Source organism: Paenibacillus sp. LT-B23, from assembly GCF_059417685.1.
In genome coordinates this window covers 111,249-136,263 of the sequence record NZ_JBSQBM010000010.1, presented here as the reverse complement: position 1 = coordinate 136,263, position 25,015 = coordinate 111,249, and the positions used below count along the sequence as shown (strand labels likewise).

23 protein-coding genes and 1 riboswitch are annotated in these 25,015 nt (G+C 48.2%); of the genes, 20 read left to right on the top strand and 3 right to left on the bottom strand.

Going from position 1 to position 25,015, the window contains the following annotated elements; translation table 11 throughout:
- Positions 1 to 227 precede the first annotated feature (227 nt).
- The 3 genes from pheS to ACWXW9_RS14340 all read left to right on the top strand — a co-directional run bounded on the left by pheS (position 228) and on the right by ACWXW9_RS14340 (position 5,967).
- Positions 228 to 1,259: a phenylalanine--tRNA ligase subunit alpha gene (pheS, locus tag ACWXW9_RS14350; RefSeq protein WP_431089798.1), complete on the top strand. Its 1,032-nt coding sequence runs from the start codon at positions 228 to 230 to the stop codon at positions 1,257 to 1,259.
- A gap of 28 nt (positions 1,260 to 1,287) precedes the next feature.
- Positions 1,288 to 3,735, top strand: a complete 2,448-nt coding sequence (gene pheT / locus ACWXW9_RS14345; protein WP_494929942.1) for a phenylalanine--tRNA ligase subunit beta — start codon at positions 1,288 to 1,290, stop codon at positions 3,733 to 3,735.
- A 207-nt stretch (positions 3,736 to 3,942) separates the two neighbouring features.
- Positions 3,943 to 5,967: a cell division protein ZapA gene (locus tag ACWXW9_RS14340; protein ID WP_494929941.1), complete on the top strand. Its 2,025-nt coding sequence runs from the start codon at positions 3,943 to 3,945 to the stop codon at positions 5,965 to 5,967.
- A 152-nt stretch (positions 5,968 to 6,119) separates the two neighbouring features.
- Here ACWXW9_RS14340 and ACWXW9_RS14335 read toward each other — a convergent pair whose 3' ends face one another.
- Complete coding sequence (locus ACWXW9_RS14335; RefSeq protein ID WP_494929940.1) at positions 6,120 to 6,479, bottom strand: phage holin family protein; 360 nt, start codon at positions 6,477 to 6,479, stop codon at positions 6,120 to 6,122.
- A 152-nt stretch (positions 6,480 to 6,631) separates the two neighbouring features.
- Here ACWXW9_RS14335 and ACWXW9_RS14330 point away from each other — a divergent pair, with 152 nt between their 5' ends.
- The 4 genes from ACWXW9_RS14330 (at position 6,632) to ACWXW9_RS14315 (ending at position 11,648) form a co-directional block, all read left to right on the top strand.
- On the top strand, positions 6,632 to 9,001 hold the full coding sequence (locus ACWXW9_RS14330; RefSeq protein WP_494929938.1) for an endonuclease MutS2: 2,370 nt from the start codon (positions 6,632 to 6,634) through the stop codon (positions 8,999 to 9,001).
- Positions 9,002 to 9,062: 61 nt separating this feature from the next.
- Positions 9,063 to 9,476 (top strand): DUF350 domain-containing protein, encoded by a 414-nt coding sequence (locus tag ACWXW9_RS14325; protein WP_007429540.1) that lies wholly within the window; start codon positions 9,063 to 9,065, stop codon positions 9,474 to 9,476.
- Positions 9,477 to 9,530: 54 nt separating this feature from the next.
- A complete protein-coding gene (locus ACWXW9_RS14320; RefSeq protein ID WP_494929937.1) occupies positions 9,531 to 10,280 on the top strand; it encodes a hypothetical protein in 750 nt (249 codons plus the stop codon).
- A gap of 114 nt (positions 10,281 to 10,394) precedes the next feature.
- On the top strand, positions 10,395 to 11,648 hold the full coding sequence (locus ACWXW9_RS14315; protein ID WP_494929936.1) for an MFS transporter: 1,254 nt from the start codon (positions 10,395 to 10,397) through the stop codon (positions 11,646 to 11,648).
- A 78-nt stretch (positions 11,649 to 11,726) separates the two neighbouring features.
- Here the strand turns inward: ACWXW9_RS14315 and ACWXW9_RS14310 are convergent, their stop codons facing one another.
- Positions 11,727 to 12,965: an NAD(P)/FAD-dependent oxidoreductase gene (locus ACWXW9_RS14310; protein WP_494929935.1), complete on the bottom strand. Its 1,239-nt coding sequence runs from the start codon at positions 12,963 to 12,965 to the stop codon at positions 11,727 to 11,729.
- Between the two features lie 475 nt (positions 12,966 to 13,440).
- Here ACWXW9_RS14310 and ACWXW9_RS14305 point away from each other — a divergent pair, with 475 nt between their 5' ends.
- The 12 genes from ACWXW9_RS14305 to ACWXW9_RS14250 all read left to right on the top strand — a co-directional run bounded on the left by ACWXW9_RS14305 (position 13,441) and on the right by ACWXW9_RS14250 (position 22,190).
- Positions 13,441 to 13,677, top strand: coding sequence for a hypothetical protein (locus ACWXW9_RS14305; RefSeq protein WP_494929934.1), 237 nt, complete (start codon positions 13,441 to 13,443; stop codon positions 13,675 to 13,677).
- Positions 13,678 to 13,710: 33 nt separating this feature from the next.
- Positions 13,711 to 14,097 carry a spore coat protein gene (locus tag ACWXW9_RS14300; RefSeq protein ID WP_494929933.1) on the top strand — a complete coding sequence of 129 codons (387 nt, stop codon included), beginning with the start codon at positions 13,711 to 13,713 and terminating at the stop codon, positions 14,095 to 14,097.
- Positions 14,098 to 14,241: 144 nt separating this feature from the next.
- Positions 14,242 to 14,742 (top strand): Lrp/AsnC family transcriptional regulator, encoded by a 501-nt coding sequence (locus tag ACWXW9_RS14295; protein ID WP_134910556.1) that lies wholly within the window; start codon positions 14,242 to 14,244, stop codon positions 14,740 to 14,742.
- Positions 14,743 to 14,754: 12 nt separating this feature from the next.
- Entirely contained in the window at positions 14,755 to 15,966 is a 1,212-nt protein-coding gene (locus ACWXW9_RS14290; protein WP_494930020.1) for an aminotransferase class I/II-fold pyridoxal phosphate-dependent enzyme, read from the top strand.
- A 114-nt stretch (positions 15,967 to 16,080) separates the two neighbouring features.
- Positions 16,081 to 16,287, top strand: coding sequence for an aspartyl-phosphate phosphatase Spo0E family protein (locus ACWXW9_RS14285; protein ID WP_025682361.1), 207 nt, complete (start codon positions 16,081 to 16,083; stop codon positions 16,285 to 16,287).
- Between the two features lie 102 nt (positions 16,288 to 16,389).
- A complete protein-coding gene (locus ACWXW9_RS14280; RefSeq protein WP_494929932.1) occupies positions 16,390 to 16,962 on the top strand; it encodes a hypothetical protein in 573 nt (190 codons plus the stop codon).
- Between the two features lie 18 nt (positions 16,963 to 16,980).
- Positions 16,981 to 17,544, top strand: coding sequence for a cob(I)yrinic acid a,c-diamide adenosyltransferase (locus tag ACWXW9_RS14275; protein ID WP_014280590.1), 564 nt, complete (start codon positions 16,981 to 16,983; stop codon positions 17,542 to 17,544).
- Positions 17,545 to 17,565: 21 nt separating this feature from the next.
- Positions 17,566 to 18,522, top strand: a complete 957-nt coding sequence (locus tag ACWXW9_RS14270) for an RluA family pseudouridine synthase (RefSeq protein ID WP_494930019.1) — start codon at positions 17,566 to 17,568, stop codon at positions 18,520 to 18,522.
- A gap of 45 nt (positions 18,523 to 18,567) precedes the next feature.
- A complete protein-coding gene (locus ACWXW9_RS14265) occupies positions 18,568 to 18,933 on the top strand; it encodes an arsenate reductase family protein (RefSeq protein ID WP_494929931.1) in 366 nt (121 codons plus the stop codon).
- 72 nt (positions 18,934 to 19,005) lie between these two features.
- Positions 19,006 to 19,902 carry a 5'-3' exonuclease gene (locus tag ACWXW9_RS14260; protein ID WP_134910553.1) on the top strand — a complete coding sequence of 299 codons (897 nt, stop codon included), beginning with the start codon at positions 19,006 to 19,008 and terminating at the stop codon, positions 19,900 to 19,902.
- A gap of 229 nt (positions 19,903 to 20,131) precedes the next feature.
- Positions 20,132 to 21,010, top strand: a complete 879-nt coding sequence (locus tag ACWXW9_RS14255) for an ROK family protein (protein ID WP_044647418.1) — start codon at positions 20,132 to 20,134, stop codon at positions 21,008 to 21,010.
- A gap of 166 nt (positions 21,011 to 21,176) precedes the next feature.
- Entirely contained in the window at positions 21,177 to 22,190 is a 1,014-nt protein-coding gene (locus ACWXW9_RS14250) for an HRDC domain-containing protein (RefSeq protein ID WP_494929930.1), read from the top strand.
- An 84-nt stretch (positions 22,191 to 22,274) separates the two neighbouring features.
- On the opposite strand, the gene corA is transcribed toward ACWXW9_RS14250, so the two are convergent.
- Positions 22,275 to 23,210, bottom strand: a complete 936-nt coding sequence (gene corA, locus ACWXW9_RS14245) for a magnesium/cobalt transporter CorA (protein WP_025682353.1) — start codon at positions 23,208 to 23,210, stop codon at positions 22,275 to 22,277.
- Positions 23,211 to 23,765: 555 nt separating this feature from the next.
- Positions 23,766 to 23,891, top strand: a riboswitch (SAM riboswitch).
- 120 nt (positions 23,892 to 24,011) lie between these two features.
- Here corA and metA point away from each other — a divergent pair.
- Positions 24,012 to 24,929, top strand: a complete 918-nt coding sequence (gene metA, locus ACWXW9_RS14240; RefSeq protein WP_149095296.1) for a homoserine O-acetyltransferase MetA — start codon at positions 24,012 to 24,014, stop codon at positions 24,927 to 24,929.
- The last annotated feature ends 86 nt before the right edge of the window (positions 24,930 to 25,015 follow it).

The window sequence follows — 25,015 nt, the reverse complement described above, 5'->3', positions numbered from 1 at the left end:
ATACCGGTTCACGACCGTTACAACGTGCAGAGCGAGATGATCATGCAAAGCATGCATAAACCTGTACTGTCGAATGGCAGAAATTGTCGAAAGACAAAGCGCGGGATGAGCTGAGCAGGATTGTCTAACGAGGGTGGTACCACGGTCTTTTCGTCCCTTTACCGGGAGAAAGGACCTTTTTTTGTTGTCTGAAAAGCTGGATATGAAGAAAGGGGACTGAACAGGCGATGAGCGAAACCATCCAAATGAAGGAACATTTGCTGGCCTTGAAGGAAGAAGCACTGGAAGTATTGGAGAAGGTGGCAACGCCCAAAGAGCTGGCCGATCTGCGGGTTAAATATTCGGGTAAAAAGGGTGCGCTGACTGAAATTTTGCGTGGTATGGGCAAGCTGAGCGCGGAAGAGCGTCCAGTTGTCGGACAAGTAGCTAATGAAGTTCGCGAGGCGATTGAAGAAGTCGTCAACCGTAAACAGGATGAGTTCACGAAAGCGGAGACGAATGAGCGTCTGCAAGCGGAAAAGATCGACGTTACGCTGCCTGGACGCACATTGCCGCAAGGTGGGCTGCACCCGCTTAATAAAGTAATTGAGCAGATTGAGGACATTTTTACTGGTATGGGTTACCGGGTTGCGGAGGGTCCGCAGGCAGAGACGGACTATTACAACTTTGAAGCGTTGAACCTCCCTAAAAATCACCCGGCGCGGGATATGCAGGATTCGTTTTATTTGACCGAGGATCTGTTGATGCGTACCCATACGTCACCCGTTCAAATTCGTGCGATGGAAGCGATGAAGGGTGAAACGCCGCTTAAGGTTATTTGTCCGGGTACGGTTTTCCGACGTGATGATGACGATGCTACGCATTCTTTCCAATTCCACCAAATTGAAGGGATCGTAATTGGAAAAGACATCCGCATGAGCGATCTCAAGGGAACGCTGCTGCAATTCGCGCGCGAAATGTTCGGGGAATCGACCGAAATCCGCCTACGTCCAAGCTTCTTCCCGTTCACAGAGCCGAGTGCCGAAGTGGATGTAACTTTTGTGAAGAAAAATGGCGAAAGGGTATGGATCGAAATTTTGGGCTGCGGCATGATGCATCCGAAAGTGCTGGAAATGGGCGGCTATGATCCTGAAGTGTACAGCGGCTTTGCGTTCGGCATGGGCGTAGAGCGGATAGCCATTTTGAAATACGGAATTGACGATATTCGTCATTTTTATAACAGCGACCTGTCATTCTTGAAGCAGTTTGCGCGTCAATAAACAACTATATCGAGGGAAGTGAACCCATATGAAAGTATCATTCGATTGGCTATCCGAGTATGTATCGCTGGATCAGGTGAGCGCGGAGGATCTGGCTGAGAAAATCACCCGTTCGGGCATTGAAATTGATGAGGTCGAACATCGCAACAAAGGGATTACAGGCGTCGTGGTCGGCTATGTCAAAAGCAAGGAAAAACACCCTGATGCGGATAAGCTGAATGTGTGTATCGTCGATGCGGGACAAGAGGAAGATCTGCAAATCGTGTGTGGCGCCAAAAATGTGGATGCAGGGCAAAAGGTTCCTGTTGCCATCGTGGGCGCGAAGCTGCCGGGAGATTTTCAGATTAAAAAGGCCAAGCTGCGTGGTGTTGTATCCATGGGTATGATCTGTTCGGCGAAGGAACTGGGCATGAATGACAAGCTGCTGCCCAAAGAGCTGCAAGAAGGTATTCTCGTACTGCCTGAGGATGCTGAAATCGGTACGCCGATTACGAAGCTGCTGGCGCTGGATGATCAGGTGCTGGATTTTGATCTGACACCAAACCGTTCGGATTGCTTGAGTATGCATGGTGCGGCTTATGAAGTGAGCGCGATTTTGGGGCGTGAAATTTCGCTGGCTGATCCTGCTAAGGATTTGGTAGAAATCAGCGATGCGGCGGCAGATCATCTGTCGGTAAAGGTGGATACACCTGAACTGTGCACGCACTATGCGGCTCGTTATATCACGGGTGTAAAAGTAGGAGCCTCTCCGCTGTGGATTCAAAACCGCCTGATGGCGGCGGGTGTTCGTCCGATCAACAACATCGTGGATATTACGAACTATGTCATGCTAGAATACGGTCAGCCGTTGCATGCTTTTGATGCGGATAAGCTGGAAAATGGCAACATCGAAGTACGTCTCGCTCGTGCAGGCGAAACATTGGTTACGCTGGACGATCAGGAGCGCAAGCTGGAGCCACATATGCTGCTGATTACAGACGGCGTGAAGCCGATTGCTCTGGCAGGGGTGATGGGCGGAGCCAATTCTGAAGTTACGGATGCGACGGTCAGCATTGCGCTGGAATCCGCAAAGTTTGACGGCGGTACGGTTCGCAAAACGTCCCGTCAGCTTGGACTTCGTTCCGAAGCAAGCCTGCGTTTTGAAAAAGAGGTTGATCCGGGTGCTGTTGTTCCTGCGGTGAACCGTGCGGCAGCGCTGATTCAGCGTTATGCAGGAGGCACTGTGCACCAAGGAATCGTAGAATCTGCTTCTGCGAAGGCCGAGAACCGGATTATCAAGCTGTCGCTGGATAAAGTGAACCGATATTTGGGAACAGAGTTGTCGCTGCTTGAGGTGAAAACGATTTTCGGTAAACTTCATTTCGGATGCGGTGACGTGGAGCAAGGTGTGTTGGAAGTGGAAGTGCCTACACGCCGCGGGGATATTAGCATAGATGTGGATTTGATTGAAGAGGTGGCCCGCCTGTATGGTTACGACAACATTCCGACGACGCCAATTGAAGGACCGACGACGCCGGGTGCTTTGACAGCATCGCAATCACTGCGCCGTTCGCTGCGTAAATTGCTGGCCCATGGCGGCTGGCAAGAGACGATTAGTTACTCGTTTGTGCACCCGGAAAGTGCAGGTTTGTTTAATGCGCTGACAGAGGGAAGCCATCCTGTACGTTTGGCAATGCCTATGAGCGAAGACCGCAGTGTGCTGCGTACGAGCATTATTCCGCAAATGCTGGATACAGCAGTGTATAACATGAACCGGAAGCAGGAAAATCTGGCGATTTTCGAAATAGGAACTGTATTTTATACCGCGGAACAAACGCTGACCCGCCAGCCTCAGGAAATTCAAGTGCTTAGTCTGCTGCTGACAGGCGTACGCCGTGAAAAACAATGGAATATCGGTGCTGAGAAGGTCGATTTCTTTGATATTAAAGGCGCGCTGGAAACGGTATTTAACTATTTCGGATTGGGTGCAAGCATCCGTTATGTGGCTGACCAGCCACAAAGCTATCATCCGGGCCGTTCCGCCTCGGTATGGCTGGATGTGAATGGGACCTCCCAACGAATCGGCACCATCGGGCAGATCCATCCGGAGCTGCAACAGTCTTATGGGCTGAATGATACGTATGTAGCGGAAATTGCGTTGCAACAGGTGATCGAACACGCCAACAGTCACACTCAGTTCAGAGAGCTGGCTCGCTTCCCGTCCGTGGAACGCGACATTGCCCTTGTAGTGGATAAGAATGTAGAAGCAGGCGAACTGCTGCGTGTGATTCATGCGGCGGGCGGAGAGCTATTGCAGGATGCACGGGTGTTTGATGTATTTACAGGCAGCAAGCTTGGCGAAGACAAGAAGAGCGTAGCTATCTCCCTGACCTACCGTCACTGGGAGCATACGCTGACGGATGAAGAGATTAATGCGGCGCATATTCCTGTCGTTACGTCTCTGGAACAAACTTTTGGAGCGGAATTGAGAAAGTAGCAGGAAATGCGGGGAGCTGTATCGAATCTTAGTGACAGAGGTTCGATACGGCTTTTTGGCCTATCATCATTGAAGCTCTCTACTCTGATATTCACCCGCTGCGGGGAAGCCGGACTAATGGGGTTGAACGCTTCACGAAGGGCGGGTTACCATAGACCGGACACAACTTAGAATCAACATACAGTAGTATTGAAGGAGGGCATAATTGTGACTACACCAGATCGTACTCGCGTCACTGTAGAGATCTACGGTACTTCTTATAAACTCGTCGGCAGTAATACCGATTATATGAAGCAGGTTGCCAATTACGTGGATGAACGCATGCATAGCATTTCTCAGGCTCATTCTCGTCTGGATATGCCCCGAATTGCCGTGCTGGCTGCGGTGCATATGGCAGAAGAAGCTGTACAAATTCAGGAAATTCAGAGTCATATGAACCGGTTGGCTGGAGAGCGGGCGGAGCTTCGGGGCGAACTGGCTCAACTTCAGACGGCTCTTGGAGAACAGCAGCAAAAAAATACGGATATGCAGCAGTCTTTTGCCCAATTGAAGGAAGAGAAGGAAACGGTTCTGAAAAAATGGACGGAGACCGAATCCGCATCAGCCAGGGAAATTGCCGAGTTGAAAGCGAAGCTGGAACAGCAGGAGAAAAAAGCGGCAGAACTCGAAAATGGACAAAAGCAGGCTGAACGTCAACTGGAGGAGTCACGTCAGGAAGCTTCCCGTAAGCTGAAAGAGCAGCAGGAGGCGGCAAATGCCCGCATCCGCCAGATGGAGGAGCAAACCAAGAAGGAACTGGCCGAAGCGGCCAAGCAGGCAGAAGCCAAGCTGTCGGCTGCGGAGAAGGCTTATCAGGAGCGTCAGCGTACAGAGCTGGACAAGCTGCGTTCTGCTTTGCAGCAAGAGCATAGCCGGAAGGTCACTGAATGGCAGGACAAGTGGTCCGGGCTGAATGAGCAGCTGGAGCAGGAGCGTAAACAAGCGGAACTGGTGCTGAATGAGGAAAAACTCCAGCATCAGCAAGCGGAGAAACGAGCCGAGGAAGATGCACTGGAGCAGGAGATTCGGGTCGAGGAACTTCAAGAGCAATTGGAGCAGGCTCAAGCAGGCAGTACAGAGCTGTCTTCCCGTCTGGGAGAGGCGCAAGAGCAGGTTGCAGCATTGAAGCAACAGCAGTCCGAACTGGAGTCTATGCTGGAAACGCAGCGACAGGCTGCGACAGAGCGCGAGCAGACGGATACACTTGCGCGTGAAGAGCTGCAAAGCCGTTACGATGAATTGGCGGCGGAAGCCAAGGCAACGCAGCAGCAAGCGGCCAAGCTGGAGGAAGAACAGCGCCGAATGCAGAAGTTGCTGGAGCAGGCGCATGTGTCCTCCCGCAAACTGCAAAGTGAGCTGGCTACACTGGCCGAAAGCGAGAAGTCTTGGCAGAAGCTTGCAGAGGAGCGCAAGCTCGCAGTAGATGAGCTGGAGCTTGCGATACTGGAAGTACGTGAACAGAAGGAGACTGTACAGGAGCAACTACAGCATGCCGTGACTGAGGTTGAAGCTGTAAATCATAAGTTTGCTGCACAGCAGCAACGTCTGCTGCAGTTGGAAGCGAGAATCAAGGAGCTTTCACCTGAGTTGATTCGGGTTCAGGATGAGCTGGAGAAGGCAATCCTGCGTGAGCAAGAGGGAACAAAGGCTTACAAAACACTTCAGGAGCAGTATGGAAGCATGAAGAGCCGGGCAGAGCAACTGGGACAGAATATCAAGCAGCTCCAGCGTGAAGATAGCGAACGGCGGAAGGAACTGGAGCGTGCTGAAGAAGAATCACTGGAATGGCAGCTTAAATATGAGCAGTTGAAGGCCGAAGCGGAACGTTTGGAAGCCGAAGATGCTGCCCGCAAGAAAGAATTTGCTTCGTGGGAACGGGAAATAGCCGTAACAGTTGAACAAAAGGAACAGCTTCAAGAGGAAATTCGTTTGGCCGTTGAAGCTGCCGAGGCGGCGAAGGCTGAACAGCAATCTGTAGATCAGGAACGGAAGGCTTTACAGTCCGAGCTGGAGGAAGTGGGTCAGAAGTATGAACTGGCGGCCCATCAGCTTCGTCTTTTACAGGTTCAGCAGGATGTGGATCGGGAAAATACGGAGAAGATATCGACGGAATTACGTCAATTGCAAGAAGAGTATACCAAGCTTCAATCCGAGTACAATGAGTGGATTGAATTAATCGAACAGGATCAGTAGATACGGATTATAAATGTAATGCAATCCCCGGCTGCTTATCGCCGGGGATTATTTTGTATGCAGTATTCTATTTGGTTCTGTAAATGACAAAAGGCTGTCCATCGGCAGATGAAATCTGCTGTGGAACAGCCTTGTCGAGATGTGAACCTCAATTATTTCTCGCTCTTGCGGCCGGCTTCAAACGGTGTCGTTACCGGAATGAACAGGTCGATAATCCCGATAACCAATGCAGCGAGCAATGCGCCCAAAATGGAAACACTGACACTGGTTACGATATATTGAGCGACCCAGATAACCAGAGCGCTCACCAGGAAGCCTACAATACCTCGTCCGAATGGTGAAACGCGTCGGCCAAACATAGCCTCAATGATGTAACCGATCAAGGCGATGACAATGGCAAGGATCAGCGCGCTCCAAAAGCCGCCTACGCTAAAGCCGGGAACGATCCAGCTTACGACCATCAGAACCAAAGCGGCAACGATGAAACGCACAATGTGCCCGAGAATGCTCACGGAATAACCTCCTTTGTTTTTTGAATGTACAGGGTTATACAAAGGTTATTGTGTGGCATGAACGGCTTTCTTATGTGTAAAACAGAGTTGGCAAATAGCGTAAGTGCGCGGCTTTCGTTATAATATAGATATAAGTGAAAGGAGTAGTGAAGTTGGACTCTAAAATTTTCAAAACCCTAGAATATCAAAAAATTTTAAATAAACTAAGTCACTATGCTCAAACGGCGATTGGTCAGCAGACAGCTCAGCGACTACAGCCCAGCGATGATTTGGAGCATATCAAGAAATTGCTGAAAGGCACGGATGAGGCCTATGCTGCTGATCGACTTAAAGGAGTACCTTCGTTTAACGGAGTCGTGGATATTACTCCGGCGGTCAAGCGCGCCCGTATCGGCGGGACACTGAGTCCGCAGGAGCTGCTTGGCATTCGGACAACAGTTCAGGCTGCACGCCGTGTACAGGTGTACGTGGCAAGTTTGCATGAGGAAAATCCAGTTGAAACACTGCTGTATTGGAGTGAGCAGCTTTCAGAACAGAGAGGTCTGGAAAACTCGATTAAAGGCTGTATCGACGAAAATGCAGAGGTGCTGGATTCTGCCAGTACTGAGCTTTCACAAATTCGCAGAGAGCTGCGCTCGGGTGAAGTGCGTATTCGGGAAAAACTGGACTCCATGATTCGTTCCTCCACTGTGTCTAAAATGCTTCAGGATCAATTGATTACGATTCGTGGAGACCGTTTTGTAATTCCGGTTAAAGCCGAGTATCGTTCTTATTTTGGCGGAATTGTGCATGATCAATCCGGGTCCGGAGCAACCTTGTTTATCGAGCCTGAATCCATCGTGGCCATGAACAACAAGCTGCGGGAAACACGGCTGAGAGAAGAACGCGAAATCGAAGTGATATTACAAAAGCTGACCGCACTTGTCGCAGAGCAAGCGGATATGCTGCTATATGATGTAGATGTTTTGGGGACGCTTGATTTTATTTTCGCCAAAGCTCGTCTTGCTCGTGAGATGAAGGCAACCCTGCCTTTGATGAATGATCGTGGTTATCTGAAACTGAAAAAAGGCAGACACCCTCTTATTCCGTTGGAGCAGGTCGTTCCGATTGATGTGGAGCTGGGCAATTCGTATACCTCCATTATCGTAACCGGACCGAATACAGGGGGGAAAACTGTTACGCTGAAAACCATCGGCTTGCTTAGTCTGATGGCGATGTCGGGACTCTTTGTGCCTGTAGAGGACGAGAGCCAGCTATGCGTATTTGACGCGATCTATGCAGATATTGGTGACGAGCAAAGCATTGAGCAAAACCTGAGTACCTTTTCCAGTCATATGACCAACATTATCAGCATCCTGAAAAATATGACGCCAAAAAGCCTTGTGCTGCTTGACGAGGTAGGTGCAGGAACCGATCCCGCGGAAGGCTCGGCTTTGGCTGTATCCATTCTGGAGCATATGCATGCTTTGGGTTGCCGTATGGTTGCGACGACTCACTATAGCGAATTGAAAGCTTATGCCTATGAGCGCAAAGGAATCATTAATGCGAGTATGGAGTTCGATGTTGCTACATTAAGTCCGACATACCGCCTGCTCGTGGGTGTACCTGGTCGAAGTAACGCTTTTGCCATTGCTGAGCGTCTGGGATTGCCGAGTCGTATTTTGGATTATGCCCGTGGTGAGGTGACAGAAGAAGACCAGCGCGTAGAACATATGATTGCGTCACTGGAACAGAATCGTCTGACAGCCGAGCAAGAGCGGGAAAAGGCGGAACAATTGCGTGGGGAGATGGAAGAACTGCGCACCCGTCACCAAAATGAGCTGGATAAGCTGGAAGCACAGCGGGACCGTATGCTGGAGAAAGCGGCGGACGAAGCGAGAGGTCTCGTGGATAAAGCTCGCAGCGAGGCCGAGAAAATCATTGCCGATCTGCGTAAGTTGGCTCAGGAAGAAGGAGCCTCTGTTAAGGAGCACAGGCTGATTGCAGCCCGCAGAGAGCTGGATGAAGCGGAACCGAAACAGCGTAAGAAAAGCGCAGTCAAGCGCCCGGCCACTGCACGTACTCGTTCTATCGTAGCTGGCGATGAGGTATCCGTTCATAGTCTGAATAAAAAAGGCCATGTGGTGGAACTGTCCGGTAGCAAGGAAGCCGTGGTGCAATTGGGAATCATGAAAATGAAGGTCAGTCTGGACGATCTGGAGCTGCTGCAACCCGCCCAAACAACAGCACCGAGAGTCCAGAAGCCGGTAACCGGCATAAAGCGAACACGGGATGATAATGTGCGAAACGAGCTTGATCTGCGTGGTGCGAACGTGGAGGAAGCGCTGATGGAGGTAGATCGCTTCATGGATGAAGCATTTCTGGCCAATCTGGGGCAGGTACACATTATTCATGGCAAGGGTACAGGGGTTCTTCGGACCGGTATTCAGGAGTACCTTCGCAAGCATAAGCATGTGAAAAGCTACCGTATCGGAAATTACAATGAAGGCGGCACAGGCGTGACGGTTGCTGAATTGGAATGAGCTACGGGTTACCGGCCATTCGGTCGGGAACGCTTTGTAGAACGGGAGGGACAAAGTGAAGATGGCGATTGATGAATTGCTGTCACATCCGTTAGGAATGATGCTGGGCTATTTCTCGGTGGCGGTGCTAGAGCTGATTGTATTTTTGTCTTGCTTTGAGCTGGTAACCCGGTATAAATGCTGGGAAGAGATCAAACGCGGCAATATTTCAGTAGCGATGGCTACGGGCGGGAAAATGTTCGGTATTTGCAACGTACTCCGCTTTGCGATGGAAGCTAAATCCAGCGTGTACGATACGATGATTTGGTCGTTCGTCGGCTTTTTATTGCTGCTTGCGGCGTACTTTCTGTTTGAGTTTCTGACACCGGTATTTTCAATCGATCAGGAAATTAAGGAGGACAACCGCGCTGTTGGCTTGTTCTCCATGATTATCTCGATATCGTTATCTTATGTGATTGGTGCCAGTGTAACTTGACACATCCTGTATACTAAAGCTTGGTATACGCATGGAACGGAAGGATGATGAAGCTTGGAAATGACTATTTGTCCATGGTGTAACATGGAAATTATTTGGGATGAAGAATTGGGACCTGAAGAAGAGTGCCCTTATTGCCATAACGACCTGAAAGGGTATTCGGATATCACCGATGATGAAGATGAAACGGAGTCTGATTCTGCACATGTTCATGGGCATACGGATGAGCACCGACATGGAGAAAGTGAACACATGCATACTCATGCACATGACCACGAACACAGCCATGATGATGCGACTTCTGTGGGTCAAGCCGCGCCTCTCCCTGGGAAGGAAGACCTAAAGGGCTATCGTACGTTGAGCATTCAGCTTGGGGATGAGGATGAGCAGGATATTTTATATGAAGCAGAGGATGAAGTCTTAGTTGAAAAGCCGGCTGACGCTCCATTGTTGCAGGACAACGAGCTTCACAAGCTGCCTGTGCTGCATACCCTGCAAAAATTCGAAGAGAGCGGTGCGGATCTAATGGCTTATGAACAAGGTGCTGAACAAATACTCGACAGACAAGATGAGGTTCTTGAATGTTCCCAGTGCGGTGAATATATGCTGCATGCAGGTTCGCAAACCGTGACCGGAGAAGGCTTTGTACCGTCGATGTCTCCTGCGCTCGGCAGACCTGTTCTGGATTTGCCGTTTGTCTTAAATGTATATGTATGTCCAAGCTGCTTCCATGTTCAGCAGACGCTGTCAGAGGATGACCGATTGCGTTTGTTAGAGAAGCTGAGTGGTATTTCCAACAATTAAATTATATTCCCCGGATAAGCCCAAGTTGAACTCGGGCATCTTAAACCGAAGAAGCTCTGAAGCAAGCTGTGTTAACAGGAGCTGAATGGTGATTTTCGGTTAGGGGGAAATTCATTGAAATCAAACCTGAACGGACAATCCATTCTGCTACTAAGCCTGAATGGATTGTTTGTGTTTGCGGCAGCTCTGTCAGGTACTTTTCTTAACGTATATCTGTGGAAAAGCAGGCAGGATTACACGATGATTGGCTGGTTTAATGTCAGCCAGCAAATTGCGCTGGGAATCATGGTTTGGGTGGCTGGAAAATGGGTCAAGGAGCATAACAAAATGAATGCTCTACGCGTAGGGACCGCATTGTCTGGGTTATTTTATCTGGTGGTTTTATATACGGGATCGCAGGCTGTAAACTACATATGGCCGTTAGGGATGCTACTGGGTGCAGCGTTGGGTTTGTTCTGGCTGGCTTTTAATGTGATTTTTTTCGAAGTCACAGATCGGGTAAGCCGGGATCATTTTAATGGCTGGGTCGGTTTGCTGGGCTCGTTTTCAGGAATTGTCGGTCCTTGGCTGTCTGGCTGGATTATTGCTCGTATGGAGGATGATGCGGGATATCGCGTAATATTTAGTATCTCTCTGGCACTTTATGTGGTAGGGGTGGTGCTGAGTTTCTTTCTTCGCAAGCGTAAGACGACAGGAAGTTACAATTGGCTGGAGCCCAAGCAGCGTTTGTCGCAAAAAGGAAGTATGTGGCGGCCATTGTCGTTGTCGCTTGTTACCCAGGGCATACGTGAAGGAGTTTTTGCCTTCCTGATTACGCTGCTTGTGTACGTCGCTACTCAGCAGGAGTGGAAGCTGGCGCAGTTTTCGCTTATTACATCCGCAGTTTCATTTTTCAGCTTTTGGGCTGTTGGCAAATGGCTCAAGCCCCAGTATCGCTCGGTTGGCATGCTGTTGGGTGCTGTGCTGCTGGTGATTGCACTTTTGCCGTTACTGTGGCGGATGCAATATAGCACGTTGCTGATTATGGGCATCGGGACCGCCTTGTTTTTGCCGTTATATTTAATCCCGATGATTTCTGCGAGCTTCGACCTGATGGGCGTGAGCGAAGAGGATGCTAATCAGAGGGTGGAGCTGGTCGTACTGCGCGAGCTGTGTCTAATGGTAGGTCGATTGACCGGAATGCTTATTTTTCTGGGTGTGTTGAGTATAAGCAAGGCACCGATAGCGATGATCTGGCTATTGATCGGACTTGCGTTAATGCCCGTGGCGGGATGGGTATTTATGCGCAATGTGCTAAAGAAGGAGCAAACAACGAAGCAGAGCAAGTCTCATTCCAAGGCACGACGCTGGCACAGGCAAACCGAGTAGCTCGAAATATATATTCAAAAAAAGAGCCTCCAAACCCACGGAAATGGGAATTGGAGGTTCTTTCGTATTTCGTATTTATTAAGCCAGCGGCTCCGTGATTTCGGGTGAAGGCTTGGTGGTACGTTTTAGTGAAAAAAGCTCCATCTCAGGTCGATGTGTGCTCGTTAGTTCATCGGCCAACAGCTGTGCAGCCATCATGCTGGTAACTGTACTGTTTCCCCCGTAGCCCTCCAAAAAGTAGCAGTTCGGAAAGCGCGGGTGCGGGCCAATATACGGTAAGCCATCATGGGAGGAGCCAAAGACGGCAGCCCATGCATAATCAATCTTGAAGGGTATATCCGGAAAATACTCCTGTAATGCTTGCAGCAGCTTTTTCTGTTGGTGTAGTAGCCTGACTTCACGTTGGTCCGGGTCGAGTACAGGTTCATCCAGCCCCCCGATAATCACGCGTCCTTCCATGGTGGAGCGTATATACAGATAAGGACGGGCGGTTTCCCAGATCAGACATTGCTCATGCCACATGGCTGAATCTCCAACCGGATTGGTAGTAATCGCATAAGAGCTTTCCAGTATGGCTCCACGATCCTTTTTAATTTCCTGCGTTTCATAGCCTACCGCAAAAATAATCTTTTTCGCCCGAATGGTTCCACCGCTGGTATGACAAACGACCTCATTGTCGCCAAATTCAAAATGCTTCGCTTCGGTATACTCATATAAGTGGACACCAAGACGGCTGGCAGATTGCAGGAGTCCCTGTGCAAAACGAAACGGATTTACCTCTGCATCTTCATGTGTATACAGCGCAGCTGGTTTTCGAAAAGGAAAACGTGCAGCCACCTGTTGCTCATCCCAATATTCCACCGGGAACCCAAAGCGGGTTAACTGTTCGAACTCGTTTTGAAGCACCGACACATCCTCCGGTGTACTCGCATAATATAGGCTGCTGCGACGGATAAAGGATGGATCGATGTCCACTGTACTGGCCAGCTTTTCCAACTGATCCAGAGCATCCTTGCACATCCGATAAAACAACACACTATTAGCTTCGCCAAAAGTATTGATAAAAGAGGTCAGCGTCTTATCATTGCTATATTGCAGCAATCCGGTATTGGCCGAAGAACTCCCGTGCGCCAGCTTACGCTTGTCAATGACAACCGTATCCACCTGTCGTTCTCCCAGCAGTCGGGCACAGAGTGATCCACCCATCCCACCCCCGACGATAAGCACATCACAAGTCAAATCTTCTGTTAAAGCAGGAAAATCCAGTTTCTGCTCCAGGGTGCTAGGCCAATACGTATTCCCACTAATCAATTCCATAACAAAACACTCCCTATTAAGCAATGAAATATGCAGTATTCAATGTGTGTGGTTTTTACAGTAGTTCCGAGAAGCCATCAGGCAGCTCATATTCTAATACCCTTCACTTTCCACCCAAGGGGAGGTTTGTCGAAATCTTGGCGCCTTAGGGGGCAATTCCCGTCGAAGCAGCGAAGCGATCCATCTGAATCTGAAGAAGCGACAGCGTTCGCCTGAAAGCTTTCCGTAGGAAAGCTAGCTTCGAAAGCATATGCTTATGGAATTCTTACCTCTAAATGTTTTATACAATCCAAAGAATCCCGTGGCAACAGCGATCGTAAGATCAAATGGAGCGCATAGCGTCCTCCACAGCAGAATCCCTCTTCACTAAATCGTCAAATTTCGATAAACTCCGTCACTCTTCACATATACATATAATTCCGCCAAACGGACAAGCTAACCAGCGTGCAACAAAACATTTAAGGAGGCACAGACCATGCAATCTATGAACATGCAACCCTTAACTGGCAAAGAACTGGAGTACATCGTGGACTCCATTTCCAATGAAGAGCTGCTGCTCAAGCAATGTGCGGCAACGGCAGCATCCATTCAGCAGCCAGCCATTCAGCAAGCTTGTCTACAATTCGCGAGAACTCATGAGCACCACCTGAACCTGCTTTCAAATGCCCTTCAACAGCACCAGCAGCTTGCTCCTATGCAACCGCAGCAGTAATTATGGATTAACCACAAAGGAGGTAATGTCACGATGTATTCACAGAACAATACGTCATTTATGCCCGAAGAAGATTTGCTCTATACCATTCTTGCCGATATGAAACGCACCGTGGGAGAATATACAACGGCGACAACTGAATCCAATTGTCCGGCTGTGCGTCAGCTTTTCACCGACCTTACGAGCGATACGCTGCGTCTGCAAGGTGATCTGTACCGTTTGATGAGTCAGAACAATATGTACTCCACTACGACTAAAGCATTGCGCACCGATTTGGACAAACAGATTCAGGAAGCCCGGAAGACCCAACAGGAGTGCCAGCAGTTCATTCAGCAAAAATCCTCCTCAGCGGGAGTATACGGTCATTCGATGCATCAACAGGGCCAGCCGTCTCACCAAAACAACCCTTACTATATGTAAACGGGACACTCCGCTTTTGAAGCTTTTTCTCACAACAAGCCGTCCGTCTGCCGGGATCACCGGGGCGGGCGGTTTTTCTTTGCAGGTTTAAAGCACGTATTGTATGATGTATAGTAATCTCTTTTGATGGAGGCCTTATGTAGAATGACAGAACTGAATGATTTGAAATTAAAAGTGCTGGAATTGTTAAAAGAAGATGCAAGAAGGACGCCGACTCTGCTTGCTACCTTGCTGGGAGTTGGCGAACAGGATGTACGTGCTGCGATTAAAGAGCTTGAAGACCAACATGTGATCGTCAAATACGCCGCTGTGGTCAATTGGGATAAAGTCGACGACGAAAAGGTTACTGCTTTGATTGAGGTGCAGATTACACCAGAGCGGGGAAGAGGATTTGAAGGCATCGCTGAACGGATTTATTTGTATCCACAAGTTAAATCAGTATATCTCATGTCCGGTGCATACGACTTGCTAGTGGAAGTAGAAGGACGCAATCTTCGCGAGGTAGCGAACTTTGTGTCGGAAAAGCTGTCGCCTATTGATTCGGTCCTGTCCACCAAGACCAATTTTACGCTCAAAAAATACAAACAGGACGGAATTATCTTCGAAGATCATCAGGAAGATAATCGTCTGATGATTTCGCCGTAAAGGAAGATCATGATGAATATCAAACCTGAAGCATTGACTGACAGTAGCAAAGCCATGAGCTCATATTTGTCTCCATTGGTGCGCGAGATTCCATCCTCGGGCATCCGTAAGTTTTTTGATCTGGTGGGCGGCAACAAGGATATTATTACTCTGGGGGTAGGAGAACCGGATTTTACAACCCCTTGGCATATGCGGGAAGCCTGCGTCTATTCATTGGAGCGGGGGTTTACCAGCTATACTTCTAACGCGGGTATGCCTGAACTGCGTGAGGCAATTAGTGAATATCTGGATGAGCAATTTGCAGTCCGCTATGATCCAAAAAGTGAAATTATCGTGACGGTGGGCGGCAGCGAAGCGATTGACCTGGCTTTGCGTGCGTTAATTGTACCCGGCGACGAAATTCTCGTTCCAGAGCCATGCTACATCTCGTATTCTCCAATCACTTCCATTGGCGGCGGTATTCCCGTAGGAATCGAAACCTTCGCCAAGGATGAATTCAAGCTGACAGCAGAGGCGCTGGAGGCTAAAATCACACCTAAATCCAAGGTGCTGATTTTGTGCTATCCGAGCAATCCAACCGGGGCGACCATGACCTATGAGGATTGGCTTCCGATTGCGAAAGTTGTAGAAAAACATGATTTGATCGTCATTTCTGATGAAATTTATGCAGAACTAAATTATGGCGAGAAGCATGTCAGCTTCGCGGCTGTGCCGGGCATGATGGATCGTACCATTCTCGTCAGTGGTTTTTCCAAAGCCTTCGCTATGACGGGCTGGCGTATTGGGTATACATGTGGGCATCCTGATTTAATTGCCGCTATGCTTAAAATCCACCAGTATACCGTGATGTGTGCGCCTTCGATGGGTCAGGTAGCGGCTCTTGAGGGGCTGCGCAATGGTTTGGGCGAGAAGGATCGCATGGTGGAAGCTTACAATCAGCGTCGCCGTCTGATGGTTGAAGGATTTCGGGAAATTGGTCTGGAATGCCACGAGCCGAGAGGGGCTTTTTATGTCTTCCCAAGTATTCAAAGCACAGGACTGAGCTCGGATGAATTTGCGCAACGTCTTTTGGCTGAGGCCAAGGTTGCGGCTGTGCCGGGGAACGTGTTTGGTTTGGGGGGCGAGGGCTATCTTCGATGCTCGTATGCGACCTCTGTTGCTCAACTGACAGAAGCATTGGATCGTATTGGTCATTTTGTAGAAAAAGTAAAAAAAGAAGGTTAAAATTATTTTTTTATGGGTAAATCATAGAAAATAGTCTTTTATTTCTAAATTTATATGCTATAATTTGAAATCGAAAGCAGGAAGTTTAATTTTTCAATTGCAGGAGGAATGCTCATGTCATATGTTGGATATAATTCGTCGGTGTCAACTGGATACGACATTTCCCTGGAAGATGAAATTTTGTTCCTGCGCAATGAGATGATGCGGACGTTTCAGGAAGAGAAGTCCTTTACCTCTGATCTTGTCATTGAGATCAGTTGCAAGCTCGATTTGAAAATTAACGAATACATGAAGCTGTACGGTTCGGAATGCAAGGTGTAACCGTGTGAAGCCAAGCCGTATATATAGAGAAGGCCGCAGGGCCTTCTTTTTTTGCGTTCACAACTTATGATATATTAGTGGCATGGAAGAGGGGGCGTACATATGAGAGCAGGGCTGAAAAGGCTATCTCCGTGGATCATTGGAATGCTGGCACTCGTGCTGTTGGCCGGATGCGGGGGGCGGGACAAGGACAGTTTCTCCATTTTTATTATGGATAAGCAAGGGGATGCTTCAGTTCTTCGTGATGAACTGGCGCAAAAGCTTAAGGATAAACTGGGCGAACAGGCTCCGACTATCGAGATTGCAGTTAGCCCACTGTATAACCAGCAGAAACTGGTCGTTGAATATGCAGCCGGGGAACACGACCTGTTTATTTTGCCGGAAGAGGATATGAAGTTGTACGGACAGAATGGCTCGAATTTGCCTTTAGACGATGTTTTTGACAAGAAAACGTATGCTCGGGGTGTGTTTGAGGGCGGCGTTTTTAAGGAGAAGGAGCAGGGGGAAAAAGGAACAGATGTGATCAAGGAAACTCATTTGTTCGGGATTCCGGTGGAGCAGATGAAGATGTTCAAGGATTTAAAATATAACTCCAAAACATTATTTGCTACCGTGCCACCGCGCACGAGCAATAAGGAAGAAGCCATCAAGGTGTTAAAAACATTGACGGAATGATAGAGGGGATGAGATACCATGGGAATTTATACAAGAACAGGTGATGAGGGACAAACCTCGGTGATCGGCGGTCGGGTGTCCAAGGATGATGACCGTGTGGAGGCATATGGTACGATTGACGAACTGAACAGCTTTGTAGGACAAGCGATCAGCTTTGCCGAAGGAGAAAAGTTTGCGGATATTCGGGCTCAATTGGAGGAAGTACAGCAGGAACTGTTTGATTGCGGTTCGGATTTGGCGTTTGTCAAAATTAACGAAAGTAAATACAAGGTGAAGGATGAGCTGGCAGAGCGGCTTGAAGGCTGGATTGACGCATGTCAGGAGGAAAATCCGAAGGTGGAGCGTTTTATTATTCCGGGGGGGAGTACGTTGTCCTCAGCACTTCATGTTTGCCGTACGGTTTGCCGCCGTGCGGAACGTCGTGCTGTCACACTGGGCAAGCATACGGAAATCAATCCTGCGGTACGTCGGTATTTGAACCGTCTGTCCGATTATTTCTTCGTCGTGGCTCGCACCGCGAATGTGCGTCAAGGGGTACCGGATGTCGAATATGTGCGCAGCAAAAAAGTGTTCCGCAAATAAGGAGGCCACCGGGAATTTGTGATGAGCTTGTATTATGAACCTATCGTGTATACGATTCCTCCTGAGGAGGAGGGAATGCTGTTGAAGACCATTTTGCAAAAACGTATGAATGTTTCACGCAAGCTGATATCCAAACTCAAGCTGACGGAACAAGGCATTATGCTGAACGGAACACGAGTGTATATCAGTGTAAAGGTACAGTCCGGGGATCGGGTGGAAATTCGTATGGAACGCGAGCGTTCTGATGATATTTTGCCTGAACCGATTCCTTTTGACATTTTATTTGAGGATGAGCATTTATTGGTTGTCAACAAGGCGGCGGGTATGATTGTCCATCCGACTCATGGTCATTACACGGGAACACTGGCTAACGGGGTTGTGCATTATTGGCAGGCCAAAGGCGAGCTATTCAGGTTCCGTCCCGTTCATCGTCTCGATCAGGAGACGACGGGTGTCCTTGTGGTGGCTAAAAATCCATATGTACACCAGCATATTTCCGAGCAAATGATTGCGGGGACGGTGGATAAGCGCTACACGGCCCTGGTGCACGGTTGCCCTGATCCACAGGAAGGAAGGGTGGATGGGCCGATTGACCGTAATCCGGATGATCCGCATTTGCGCATGGTGACCCCTGATGGTTATCCGGCCCTTACACTCTATAAGCTGGAGGAAGCCTGGAATGAGGGGAGCCGCATCGGGATCAAGCTGGAATCCGGACGTACACACCAAATCCGGGTACACATGACTTCTATCGGATGTCCGTTGATCGGAGATAAAATGTACCGAAATACGCCTGCTGACGCTGCGCAACTTGAGCGTTATGATCAGCTGGATGCCCAGATGCCCAGACAGGCACTGCATGCCTCAGAGCTGTCCTTGGTGCATCCTGTGACCGGAGAGCAGTTGACGTTTTGCGCCCCATTGCCGGACGATATGGCCCAGTTGCAGGAGCTGTTAAGAGCGGAATGTCGTCCGTAATAAAATATATACAAAGCGAATGAAATACGGAGGGTTAACATAACGATGAGCCAGTTGAAAGTATACCAGTACTCCAAATGCAGCACTTGTCGCAATGCAGTGAAATGGCTGCAAAGCAAGGGACATGAAACAGAATTGATTCCTATTTTTGAACAACCGCCCGACCCGGAGGAATTAGCTGATTTAATCAGCAAAAGTGGGTTGGAGCTGAAAAAGTTTTTCAATACGAGCGGTGAGGTTTATAAGGAGCTAAAGCTAAAGGACAAGCTGGCAGACATGAGCCGTGAAGAGCAAATCTCGCTTTTATCCTCGAATGGAAGATTGATCAAGCGTCCGATTGTAACGGACGGGAACAAAGTAACGGTAGGCTTCAAAGAGGAAACATTTGAGGAAGCTTGGGGCGCTCAATAACGTCCAATTTGGCTCCGCGATATGTTATACTGTTGGGGTTAAATAATATGATGAATGGGAGCAATACAATCTGTGACACAACGTAATGAACAATCCATAATGCTGGTTGACGGCATGGCTCTGTTATTCCGCGCTTATTATGCAACTGCTGCAAACGGTTATATAAGGCGTACAAAGGCCGGAGTGCCAACGAACGCCATATATGGTTTTATTCGATATTTTTGGGATGCGGTACAAACATATAATCCGACGCATGTCGTATGCTGCTGGGATATGGGAGGAACGACGTTCCGCGGGGAGCATTTTGCTGCGTACAAGGGGAATCGCGCTGACGCGCCGGATGATTTGATTCCTCAATTTACATTGATCCGTGATGTGACGGATAGCCTCGGCATTCCTAATATTGGAGCCGCAGGCTTTGAAGCGGATGATTGCATCGGTACGCTGGCACGCCACTATACGCAGAATGAGGACATGGATGTAATGATTCTCTCCGGAGATCATGATTTACTCCAATTGGTGGATGAGCGGACACGGGTTATTATTATGAAAAAAGGTCACGGCAATTATATGGTGTATACCCCGGAAACGCTGCTGTCTGAAAAAGGACTCAAACCTCGCCAAGTCGTGGACCTCAAGGGCCTGATGGGGGATGCAAGCGACAATTACCCGGGAGTACGAGGCATTGGTGAGAAGACGGCACTCAAGCTGGTACAGGAATATGACTCCATTGAAGGTATTCTGGAGAATCTGGATCAATTGACGCCAGCAGTGCGCAAAAAGATCGAGAGTGATCTGGATATGCTACATTTGTCACGTAAGTTGGCAGAAATTCACTGTGGTGTACCTGTAGCATGCGCACTGGACAGTTGTCTGTTGACACTGGATCATGTGCAAATTGTAGACAAGTTTGAGGAGCTTGAAATGAAAAGCTTGTGTACGTTAATGGGTGTGGCAACTGGATCATAACGAAGCCAGTTTGACTTCACAGGTACAACTCGGAGCTCGTATTACACATATGAGGATGCTGGCGCTTGGTGCGTTAGTGTCCTTTTTTATACACAGTTATGTCAAGGGAGATATATATTGTTGTGAAGGATTATATACAATTGGGATAAGGGGATTGACCTTGGACACGTTTCAGGCGAATATAGGATAGAGAGAACCGGATCATGACTGAGAGGGGACAACAGCAGCTATGACAGTATTGGGAGCAATTGAGGCAGGCGGTACCAAATTTGTATGTGGAATTGGCAACGAACAGGGAGAGGTGCTGGAACGCGCGAGCTTTCCGACAGCCACGCCAGCAGAAACGATGGCGAATGTCGTTGCATTTTTTGAAGGGAAGGGCATTGAAGCACTGGGCGTAGGGTCGTTCGGGCCGATTGATCCTATCGAAGGCAGTGATACATATGGCTATATTACAACAACGCCAAAGCCGCATTGGGGCAATTATAACCTGATCGGCAAACTGAAAGAGCATTTTGACGTACCTATGGGATTTGACACGGATGTGAACGGTGCAGCATTGGGCGAATCCATCTGGGGGGCGGCTAAGGGACTGGATAGCTGTCTCTATATTACGATAGGTACAGGTATCGGAGCGGGTGCTTTGGTCGGTGGAAAGCTGATTCATGGATTGTCCCATCCTGAAATGGGTCATATCCTGGTGCGTCGTCATCCAGAAGATACTTATGAAGGGACATGTCCTTATCACGGAGATTGTCTGGAAGGGCTGGCAGCGGGTCCTGCACTTGAAAAAAGATGGAAGGTCAAAGGCCATGAGCTTTCTGTGGATCATCCGGCTTGGGAGATGGAAGCTTACTATCTGGCACAGGCTTTGATGAGCTATGTATTGATTCTTTCACCGCAAAAAATTATTATGGGCGGCGGAGTGATGAAGCAGGAACAACTGTTCCCACTCGTTCGCGCCGAGCTTCAAAAACTGTTGAACGGATACGTACAGCATCCGAGTCTGACTACAGAAATTGATCAATATATCGTGGCCCCAGGCTTGGGAGACAATGCCGGATTGTGCGGTGCTCTTGCCTTGGCAAAGGAAAAGCTGAACAAATGATAATTTTGGGTTGACGGCGATCCAAGGTACGGTTATCATATAGGCAACAGTATAGTACGGCTCAAAAAGGGAAGCACCTTTCTTGCGAATACGCGGGATAGGTGCTTTTTTTGCGTTTGGCGTTGTACCGGACTGTAACCCAATTATAAGCATGGAGGAAAAAAGCATGGAAATTGTATTTTTAAACCGCTTGTCCAAACGGAATGAACAGGGCCATGAGCTATTTGCCCAGGTATGGATTGGTCAACATGATGGGGTATGGAGTGCAGGATGGAGCACACAACACAGTTTGGATGAAAGTACAGAGGATCTTTGGTATGAGGGCAGCTTGTGGCAGGAGTTGCTGCATGTATACCGCCATGAGCTGGCGCTGAAGATGGCAGAGGGCTACAGACCCTTAATCCATGGTGTTTTCCATGAGCAGGAAGGGTCAGGGTCAGCAGGACGTGGACAAACATTACAAAAGCTGTATTGTTATAGCGATTTGTTTCCGCGTGATGATGTGTATGAGCAATTGACGATGTGGAGGCGGCAAAAGGCGGCTGCCGAGCGAAAGGCACCTTATTTTATTGCCACCAATCGTCTGCTCCGGTTGATTAGCGTCTATCTTCCCCATACCGAGGAGGAGTTGCTGGAGCTACCAGGGATGGGGCAGGGTAAAATATCTCAATATGGGCCAGAACTGCTGGCTATAACGACACAAAATGACCGGACTACGCCATTTCCGCTAAATTGGGTAACAGAGACGCTGGATGAGGAAGTTTTCTTATCGTGGCTGTACAAGCAAAAAGAGAACCAATATAAGCAGGAACTGAATAAATTCAGTCTGACAAAAACCATTATTGAAGGTATTTCAGACGGTCTTACATTGGAGCATATTGGACTGAAGGTGGGGTTACATCGTAGAGAAATGATTGAAGCAGTGGAGCATTTGGATCGAGATGGAATCGATATGGAAAAGCTGATCCGTCAGGAACTGGTGAACGTATCTGAGGAAGAGCAGACGGCGATCTGGTCTGCGTACGAAGAACTGGGGGATACGCTGCTCAAGCCCGTCATGCTGCGGGTATATGGTGAGGAACAGGCCGCGGAAACGGGGCTGGATCAAGTTTATGAGCGGCTGCGTTTGATTCGTATCCGTTTTCGCCATCAGGTGGCATCAGATCGACATGCGGGATAACATCGCGCAAATATAAAATAATCACACAAAAAAAGCAGTAGCTATATCCTGTGAGGATACGGCTACTGCTTCAACCTTTTCTTTTCAAACCCAATCCTTCTTGCGGAAAATACAGAACATGCTAACCCCTAGCGCCACCATAATACCAATGACGACAAAATAACCATAACGCGTATGAAGCTCAGGCATATTATCAAAGTTCATACCATAAATTCCGGTTATCACCGTCAACGGCATAAATACAGTTGTAATCGCTGTAAACACGCGCATAATTTCATTCGCACGGTTAGCGATACTGGATTGATAAGCTTCTCGAAGGTTACCCATTAGATCGCGGTAAGTTTCGAAAGTCTCCGAAATTTTCACGGCATTTTCATAAATGTCGCTAAAATATTTTTGTAATTGATCGTCGATCAGCCGTAAATCCCGTTTGTTCAACGTATTGATGACTTCTTTTTGCGGACCAAGCACTTTTTTCAGCCACAGAATCTCACTGCGTAAGCCGATAATTTCATTCAAATGCGATTTTTTGGTATGCATCAGAATGTCTTCTTCCAGCTTCTCAATGCGAACCTCAATCCGGTCACCAACCAGAAAATAGTTGTCAACGATCAAGTCGACCAACAGATACATAAAACGGTCAGGCTGGCTGACCTCCTGCTCCCACAACATAGGCTTGAGGGTGCGTAGCTCATTGATTTTCTGCTTAGTCACCGTAATGATGAAATGGCGGCCGAGAAAAATGTTCAAAGCACGTAAAAATATTTCTTCATCATCAAAACGAATGCTGTTTACAACGATAAAATAATGGCTTTCGTAAATTTCAATCTTTGGACGCTGCTCTTCTTCACTCAAACAGTCCTCTACCGCGAGATCATGCATGGAGAACAAAGGTTGGAGCACTGCCAGATCGTCAACATCGGCATCAATCCAATAAAAGCCTTCTGCTGGCGGAGTAAGCGCCATTTCAATTTCTTCGACAGGGGTAAAAACCCCGTTGTTTACCAAACGGATTTTCATATATGTCACTCCTTATGCTCCGTCGTAACGGAAAATACGTGTACCTAAAAGCATAAGGAATGGACTCAGTTAGCCAGTTAGCCGGATCGGGTAAGCGGCATCCTCATCAAAAGCAAGAGGCTTTTGGAGCATGCAGAGCCTGGCGTCCCGTCTTTCGGCAAGCTGAAGTCATTCCTATGCTGTTGTTCAGGGATCGCCGCCTATTCGGACTCGGGTCGCCTTCCATTCCGGATTCACCTCACAAATGTTCTTTTTAGTTTGCCACAGTATCGCAGAGAGCACTCTAAATCTGCACCACTGTTTTATATTTTCGCCAATAGCACTTGTATAGTATAACGCTCGGCCTACAGCCTTTCAAGCGCAAAATCATGGGCTAAATCAACAGTAGTGACAAGAGCTTCGGCGATGGGGTAATGTATGATTTAACATATGGAAATGTAAGACGAAATGTGAATGCAGGGGTGGAAAATTACAAGTCCCATCTTGACGAAGCCCAGCGGATGCATTAAAGTGAACAACAAGAACTTTTTATGAACCCAAACTGAATATAGCGAAATCTTATCAAGAGCAGGTGGAGGGACTAGCCCGATGATACCCGGCAACCGGCGATTTTAATCGCACGGTGCTAATTCTTGCAGGACGCGCGCTTCTTACAAAGAGCGATGCCCTGACAGATGAGAGAGGCGCATATGGATACAAATATGACCTTTCTCGTAACCGAGGAAGGTCTTTTTATTATATGCCCGGCATCTCAGCATGACGATTTTCGCAAAAACTTCACCGAACAAGGAGTGAGTTTACATGCCGATTAAAATTCCGGATACACTACCTGCCAAGGAAGTGCTGGAGGGCGAAAATATTTTCGTAATGGATGAAAGCCTGGCCTATCATCAGGATATTCGTCCGTTGCGCATCGCCATTTTGAATTTGATGCCTACCAAAGAAACGACGGAAACTCAGCTGTTGCGTCTGGTCGGCAATACCCCGCTTCAAGTGGACGTTACGCTGGTACACATGAAGTCGCATGTATCTAAAAATACATCGCAGGAATATTTGAACATGTTTTATAAAACGTTTGAGGAGATCAGAAACAGCCGTTTTGACGGCATGGTGATTACGGGAGCACCCGTTGAACAGCTTGAGTTTGAAGATGTGAACTACTGGGAGGAAATCCGGCAAATTTTTGAATGGACGAAAACGAATGTAACTTCGACCATGCATATCTGTTGGGCCTCGCAGGCGGGGCTGTTTCATCATTTCGGCGTTCCCAAATACGGACTTGATTACAAATGCTTTGGCGTTTTTCCGCATAGCGTTATTAAACCTAAAGTGAAGTTGCTACGCGGTTTTGATGAATTGTTTTATGCACCTCATTCCCGGCATACAGAGGTTCGGCGCGAAGATATTGAGCATATTGCCGAACTGGAGCTTTTATCCGAATCTGAGGAAGCCGGAGTGTATCTGGTAGCTACGCGTGATGGCAAACAAATCTTTGTGACTGGGCATTCCGAATACGATCCACTTTCTCTGAAATGGGAATACGATCGTGATGTCGCCAAAGGGATGGATATTGAAGTACCAAAAAATTATTTTCCCAACAATGACCCTGAGCGTACACCGCCCTCAACCTGGCGTGCGCATGCCAATTTATTATTTTCAAATTGGCTCAACTATTATGTATACCAAGAAACCCCTTTCGATATCGGGCCCCAGATTTAAAAAGGGGCTTAACGTTTATATCTACGCAGTACCACCTTGCAGCAGCGCAGCAGTATAGATATGATAATCCAATTTTGCAGCATATG